Below are 7,133 nucleotides of genomic sequence, written 5' to 3'. Positions count from 1 at the left end.
TTAATAATGCACTACGAGTATTCATTATGAAAAAGTTATTCTTATCGTTTTTATTTGCAACAATCAGTATTTTAGGATTTTCGCAAACTACTTGGAATGTTGATCCAATGCATTCTTCGTTCAATTTTAACATCAAACACTTGGGAATTAGCTTTGTACAAGGGCGTTTTGATAAGTTTGAAGGAAAAGTTGTAACGACTGCTGATGATCTTAGCAATGCAAAATTTGATTTTACTGTTAATACAACTTCTGTTAACACGGGTGTTGAGATGCGTGATAATCACTTGAAATCTGCTGATTTTTTTGATGCAGAAAAATTTCCTGCAATGAAATTTGAAAGTACTTCTATCAAAAAATTAAAAGGAAATACTTATCAGTTGACAGGTAAGTTAACAATCAAAAATGTTACAAAACCAGTTACTGTAACTGCTGTTTATGGTGGTAAGAACAAAGATCAGCAAGGAAATGAGAAATTAGGTTTCCAGACTACTTTCAAAGTTAACAGATTAGATTATAATATCAGTTATGATCCAACAGGTGCAGGTGTTGCAAAAGATGTGGATGTTGCTGTATATGTAGAGTTTGTTAAAAGCAAATAATTAAAGTTTTAGTCCATATTCCTAAATAGCAAAAAGCTTTCCCCATTATGGAGAAAGCTTTTTGTTATTTTATCATTTTTTTAGTGATCCAAAAAATTAGAAAAGCTGTAACCATTAAAATAGCAAACGAGCCAATCCAAAGACTATCAAACCCAAAGTGGCTCACAACATAAGTCCCCAAAAACGGCGTAAATATAAAGGAGAACGAAAATGCAATCCCGTTTAGTCCCATATAAGCCCCTTTGTTTCCTCTTTCAGCGCGCAAAGCCGTAACGGTTGACATAAATGGTAGAACCCAAATTTCCGCAATAGATAATATCGACATTGATAACAAAAGCAACGGAATGTTACTTCCAAAAAGTAGTAGCAGGTACGAAATACCGGACATTATAATCCCAATAGATAAGATTTGCGGAATCTTCAAAACCCTTTCTGCAAGACTTACCAAGGGCATCTCCAGCAATACGATAATGAAGCCGCTATAACCTAAAATAAAACCGATGGTGCTTTGATCCAGCTTCGCAACATCCTTATAAAAAAGCGGGATGGTATTGAAAAACTGGAAGAAACAAACAGCAAAAACCGCACACAGAAAACTATAAAGCAAGAACGGATAATCTTTGTAAGGTGATTTTCCTATTTTCTTTACAACTTCAGTCGTTTCTGATTTCTTTTTCTTACGGAAGATTTTATTTCTTTTTCGGAAAAAGATGACATAGATGACTCCAGCAATTACAGCCCCGATTCCATTAACAATGAAAAGGAAATTATAAGAAATCCCCGACAAGATTCCGCCCAAAGCAGGACCAATCGAAAAACCTAGATTTATAGCCATTCGGTTTAGGGAAAAAGCTTTGGTCAGATTCTCAGGTCTTGCATATTTTGTAATCGCCACCGAGTTCGCTGGTCGAAATGTATCACTGATGGCACTTTGTAGAAAAATTAATAAAGCCATCATTTCCACGCTTGAAAAAAATGGCATAATAATAAATATCGGTGCACTGAGAAACAAACTCCAACTTTGGATATAATATTCCCCGAATTTATCAGTCAAAAATCCTCCCAACCAAGAACCTAACACGGAACCGATTCCGTAAAAACTCAAAACAATCCCTGTATTTTCCAAGGAAAACTTCAAATGGTCTGTCATATAAACACCTAAAAACGGCAAAACCATCGAACCAGAACGGTTGATGAGCATCACGATGGACAACATCCAGGCTTCTCTGGAAAGTCCTTTGAAAGTGTTAATATAAGAATTGAAAAGTTTCATTTTGTAGGAGTGCAAAAGTATCTTTTTTGCTGGGTTAAAACAAAAAAACCAATCTGATTAAGATTGGTTTCTAAAATTATTTGTTATTAATATTAAGGCATTTTGAATCCTCTGGTAGTAATTCTTCCATAGCTGTCCACATACTTCACCTGCACATTTCCTTTGTAGCCATTCAGTATTTTTTCTACATCTTTTTGCGAGTTAACCGGTTTTCCATTGATTTCCATCACGATAAAATTATCAACGACACCTATTTTGTCCATTTCGCCACCTTCTGCTACATTTTTTGCAAGTACGCCACTTTCCAGGCCATAATCTGTTTTTACTCTGTCGCTCAATGGTTCGAACTCAGATCCAATTTTCTCACTCACGGTCAAATCCTCTTTGCTTCTAGAAGACGTTCCGCCTTTTTGATCTTTTAGGGTAACAGTTACAGTATTTGGTTTACCATTTCTGGTATATGTCACTGTTACTTTATCTCCTGGTCTTCTGCTGCCAATTGCAAATGAAAGATCCGCAAAGCTTCCGATGTTGGTACCATCAATCTTTGTAACAATATCTCCAGTTCTGATTCCTGCATCCTCAGCACCACTTTTTCCTGTAACTTCTGTCACATACACACCGTCGCCAACTTTCAGATTAGATTTGTTTTTTTGATTATAAGCTGCTACCTGCATATCATTAGAAAGATCCAAACTTCCTATTCCTAAGAAACCTCTTTGTACAAGACCAAATTTCTTGATGTCTTCTACAATTTTTCTTGCTAAGTTGGACGGAACAGCAAATCCGTAACCTTCATAATAACCGGTTTTAGATTGAATGGCTGTGTTGATGCCAATCAAGTCTCCATTCACGTTCACCAAAGCACCACCACTGTTTCCAGGGTTAATCGCCGCATCTGTCTGGATGAAGCTTTCAATCGGAGTTCTGGATTGTTGGCTAAGAATATCAATACTTCTTCCTTTTGCGGAAACAATTCCGGCTGTTACTGTGGAATTTAATCCAAGAGGGTTTCCTACTGCCAATACCCATTGTCCCACTTCTACCATATCCGAGTTAGCAAAGTTGAGGTAAGGCAAACCTTTTTCCTCAATTTTCAGAAGAGAAATATCCGTATTGGGATCTGTTCCAACTAGGGTTGCTATATATGATTTTTTGTTACTAAGAACTACTTCCAGCTTGTTGGCGCCAGCTACTACGTGATTATTAGAGATGATGTAACCGTCTGGTGAAATAATAACACCGGAACCTAAACCAGAAGGCATGTTTTTAGGAGGCTGCTGCTGTCTTTGTTGGTTGCCGCCAAAAGGATTTCCGAAGAAAAAGTCGAACATATCCTGATCCGGCATCCTCTGTGCAGATCTGTCCTGATAATTTTTAATAGTTACTACTGCTGGAACAGTCATTTTGGAAGCCTTAACAAAATCATCTCCAACTGCAGATCCCATTCCTACAAAAGCAGAACTCTTGGATGCTTTCGTAAAGTATTCGAAATCTTCTCCGTTATTTTCTTTAGTGAAATACTGACTTGCTCCGAAAACGGTTGCTCCAGAGATTACTCCTGTCAATGCAAAAGGCATTAGTTTTTTTAATGTATTCTTCATTTTAATATTCATTTCTTATTTGAGATTTTTGTTAGACAAATTTAATGCTAAATTAGTATGAACTAAAAAATTAGTGTTACACTTTTAACGAAGTTTAACCATTTTTAAAAAATTCTTAATAAAAAAGTACTTTTAACAGTTTTTCTACTAAACTTCCATTCCATTTTATATGAAGTATTTTTATAGATATTGTTTGATTTCCAATTACATAATTAGACAAATGACAAATTGTCACAATTGTATTATAATGCTTATTAATTTTTAAAATTGATTTGAAAAAAAGGCTGATTTCATTTTTAGCGAGTATAATTTTGGCAGACGTTTTGTTTTAAAACTTCTACAAAGAACGTTTCTAAAATGTTTGAAATAATCTTATCGAAAGGTAATCAATTAAAAAATATCTAATTATGAAATCTAGTTTAAAAACAGCTTTAGGATTTCTTGCAGGCGGAAGTTTGCTAATTGCCGCAGGAATAATAAGAAAAGCTATAAAAAACAGATCACAAACTTACAAAGCACCGGACGGAAATACTTATCAAGAAAATGAGATGTACAGAAACTCAGAAGGTGAGATTTTCCAGAATGGCAAGAAACTACATTTTGACACTCCTGAGCTTCTTTCTCAGGCTCACCATCATATAGATTCTCAAATTAATTCAAAATTTAACCATAAGAATTTTAATCATAGACAGGTAAATTACCATCAGAAGGGCAAAAGACATCATTAAATCTAAATAAATTATGGAAAAAGAAAATATTGTAGAAAGGCTCGTGAGATATGAGTTTGATAAAACAAACTTATACACTGGTTTTAAATCAGTTGCAGAAGCAAGACAATTTGCAGAAGAAAGAAACGGAAGATTACTGGAAGTAGGTTTTTTGGACGGCAATGATAATCCAGTAGAAGACAGTTCGCAGAATTTGATAGCAGAAAACAAATATTATAAGGCCTTTGCCGGACCGGATTACAAGATATTGCATTCATCGGATGAAGGATTTCAGGAAGTTGCAGATAAGCTAAAAGAACGACAAAATGAAGTTACTGAGAAAAGTCCAGATGAAAAATATTTTTCCGATTCGGATCCGCTGATCAAAGAAGATGCTGTTATTGTTTTATACAAAGGAGAAGTACAGAACGTAACGTCTCGCGAAAGGTCTAAATACTTGATGCATACCAAAGTTTATGAAGTTGCAGTGGAGGTACCAAAGTCAGATGAGTGAAAGTTATAAAATTGATACTAAAAATTTAATATGAAATTTTGGAAAGTGATGAAAGAGAATGATATGAAATCGATAGCAGCTTTTTGTGAGAAAGTTATAAGCATTAATCATTCTTAAGTTTCCGATATATCCGAAGAAAAAAAGATGTATTCAACTTTCCGAAATCCATATAAATCAAAAAAAAAATTTGGTTATTTCCGGATTTTTCTCTGTAAAAAAGTCATCATTTGGAACGGTTGCAATTTTATTAATAACTTTGCAACCTTATGTCAAAAGTCAATATACAACCGAAAACAGTTGCTTTTCATACACTTGGCTGCAAGCTGAACTTTGCAGAAACGTCTACTATTGCAAGACAACTGACCGATGCGGGTTACCAGAAAGTTAATTTTGATGAACCCGCACAGGTTTATATTATCAACACATGTTCCGTGACAGAGAATGCAGATAAGGAATGCAAGCTACATGTAAAACGTGCTGCAAAAGCGAATCCGGATGGTCTGGTGGCCATTATAGGTTGCTATGCCCAGCTGAAACCGGAAGAAATATCAGCCATTGAAGGTGTGGATCTCGTCTTGGGAGCAAAGGAAAAGTTTAATATCCTGAGTTATTTGGATGATTTGGAGAAATCTGAGAGTTACGGACAAGTCCATTCCTGCGAAATTGATGAGACGGATTTTTTCGTCGGATCCTATTCTATAGGCGACAGAACCAGAGCTTTTCTGAAGGTTCAGGATGGTTGCGATTATAAATGTACTTATTGCACAATCCCCTTAGCAAGAGGAATTTCTCGTTCTGATACAATTGAAAATGTCATAAATAATGCGAAAGAAATTGCTGCGAAAGATATAAAGGAAATCGTTCTTACAGGTGTTAATATAGGTGATTACGGAAAAGGCGAATTCGGGAATAAAAAGCACCAACATACTTTTCTGGATCTGATTTCTGAGCTGGATAAAGTGGAGGGTATTGAAAGAATTCGGATTTCGTCCATCGAACCCAATCTTTTGAAAGACGAAAGTATCGATTTGGTTGCCAAAAGCAGAACTTTTGTGCCACATTTTCATATTCCGCTTCAGTCTGGAAGTGATGAATTACTGAAAAAAATGAAACGCAGATATTTAACCAGATTATATTTTAATCGGGTTAGTAAAATACGAGAAGTAATGCCGAATGCGGCAATTGGTGTTGATGTCATCGTTGGATTTCCTGGCGAAACAGAAGAATTGTTTTTGGAAACATATAACTTTCTGAATGATTTACCAATCAGTTATCTTCACGTTTTTACATATTCTGAAAGAGAAAATACGGAAGCTGCCGATATGCAAGGAGCCATTCCAATCCCAGAAAGAAAAAGACGTAACAAAATGCTGAGAATCCTTTCCGAGAAAAAGAAAATGGAATTCTATAGATCACAGCTAGGCAATAAACTTCCTGTTCTTTGGGAACATGAAAACAAAAACGGAATGATGTACGGCTTCACGGAAAACTACGTGAGGGTAGTTAAACCATTTGATGAAAAATCCGTGAACCAAATTGAAGAAATCGTCTTAGAAAAGATAACAGAAGAAGGTAATGTTTCTATCAAAGAGATGCAATTTGAGGATTTTTTGGCTAAGATTTAAACAAATACCAAAAATAAAAAAACCGCAAAATACTATTTTTGCGGTTTTTTTTATCTAGAAGAATGCCAAATTAGTCTTCTTTTGGTAATCTAGTTCTTGTATTATAAAGCTGGAAGTTGAAAACAAAACTTCTGTTTTGATAAACAGTTCCGTATATTGAATTATCTCTCGCAAATGCCGCTCTTGATGGTACTATAATAACACCCTGCATGTTATAATCTTCTGCAATATCTCGGTTGTCAAAAGATTTAAAAAACTTCAGTGCTTCCTGCAATCCTTCAATTTCATAAAAGTTACGTTCTACTGTGGTGCTATTTGCAGTATTATAAGCTTTAATAACAGATGATTTTACATAGTAATAAGCTGGGTCTACGCTTGGAACGCCAGTATTAGCAACATTATTAATAAAGGTAGCTTCATCACTAAAGCTTATTTTGTCATTAGTTTTTTTAGCACTATATGTTTTAGTAATGTTAAAAAAACTAATTACATCATTACTTGCTACATCTTTTCCGGGGTTTGGCTGTGCGCCAGGTCTCACAATATAGATTACACCGGATGGCAACTTAACGTAATTATAATCCGCTAATTTTTTTTCATTGTTATCAGTATCTGTGGTATCATCAAAAGCGGTGATTACGCCTTTGCTATCTAAATAATGCTTATTCAGAAAATCTAGAGCAGCGGCATCGTCATATTCTTTTTGCTCATCTACTGTAAGCTGTACAACCTCTTCATCATCAGTATTGTCTTTCTTGCATCCCTGTAAGACAGCTACAGAAAGAGCAATTCCCAAAAGTATTTTTTTCAT

Annotated in this window: 7 protein-coding genes; 4 read left to right on the top strand and 3 right to left on the bottom strand. The window is 35.2% G+C overall.

Features of this window, described 5'->3' with window-relative positions; translation table 11 throughout:
- Nucleotides 1-599, top strand: a 599-nt coding sequence (locus EGH73_RS08275; RefSeq protein ID WP_317124642.1) for a YceI family protein, incomplete at its 5' end; no start/stop codon positions are given.
- A 64-nt stretch (nt 600-663) separates the two neighbouring features.
- On the opposite strand, the gene EGH73_RS08270 is transcribed toward EGH73_RS08275, so the two are convergent.
- A complete protein-coding gene (locus tag EGH73_RS08270) occupies nt 664-1,872 on the bottom strand; it encodes an MFS transporter (RefSeq protein WP_245985471.1) in 1,209 nt (402 codons plus the stop codon).
- A 92-nt stretch (nt 1,873-1,964) separates the two neighbouring features.
- Nucleotides 1,965-3,476 carry a Do family serine endopeptidase gene (locus EGH73_RS08265; RefSeq protein ID WP_123281438.1) on the bottom strand — a complete coding sequence of 504 codons (1,512 nt, stop codon included), beginning with the start codon at nt 3,474-3,476 and terminating at the stop codon, nt 1,965-1,967.
- Nucleotides 3,477-3,883: 407 nt separating this feature from the next.
- On the opposite strand from EGH73_RS08265, the gene EGH73_RS08260 reads away from it, so the two are divergent.
- The 3 genes from EGH73_RS08260 to mtaB all read left to right on the top strand — a co-directional run bounded on the left by EGH73_RS08260 (nt 3,884) and on the right by mtaB (nt 6,322).
- Entirely contained in the window at nt 3,884-4,204 is a 321-nt protein-coding gene (locus tag EGH73_RS08260) for a hypothetical protein (protein WP_123281433.1), read from the top strand.
- A 13-nt stretch (nt 4,205-4,217) separates the two neighbouring features.
- Nucleotides 4,218-4,697: a hypothetical protein gene (locus EGH73_RS08255; RefSeq protein ID WP_123281432.1), complete on the top strand. Its 480-nt coding sequence runs from the start codon at nt 4,218-4,220 to the stop codon at nt 4,695-4,697.
- 266 nt (nt 4,698-4,963) lie between these two features.
- On the top strand, nt 4,964-6,322 hold the full coding sequence (gene mtaB / locus EGH73_RS08250; RefSeq protein WP_123281431.1) for a tRNA (N(6)-L-threonylcarbamoyladenosine(37)-C(2))-methylthiotransferase MtaB: 1,359 nt from the start codon (nt 4,964-4,966) through the stop codon (nt 6,320-6,322).
- A 70-nt stretch (nt 6,323-6,392) separates the two neighbouring features.
- Here mtaB and EGH73_RS08245 read toward each other — a convergent pair whose 3' ends face one another.
- Complete coding sequence (locus EGH73_RS08245) at nt 6,393-7,133, bottom strand: hypothetical protein (RefSeq protein WP_123281430.1); 741 nt, start codon at nt 7,131-7,133, stop codon at nt 6,393-6,395.

Origin of the sequence: Epilithonimonas hominis, assembly GCF_003730015.1 — a bacterium.
Taxonomy (GTDB): domain Bacteria; phylum Bacteroidota; class Bacteroidia; order Flavobacteriales; family Weeksellaceae; genus Epilithonimonas; species Epilithonimonas hominis.
The sequence above is the reverse complement of the archived record's forward strand: the minus strand, read 5'-3'. Positions and strand labels throughout refer to the sequence as shown.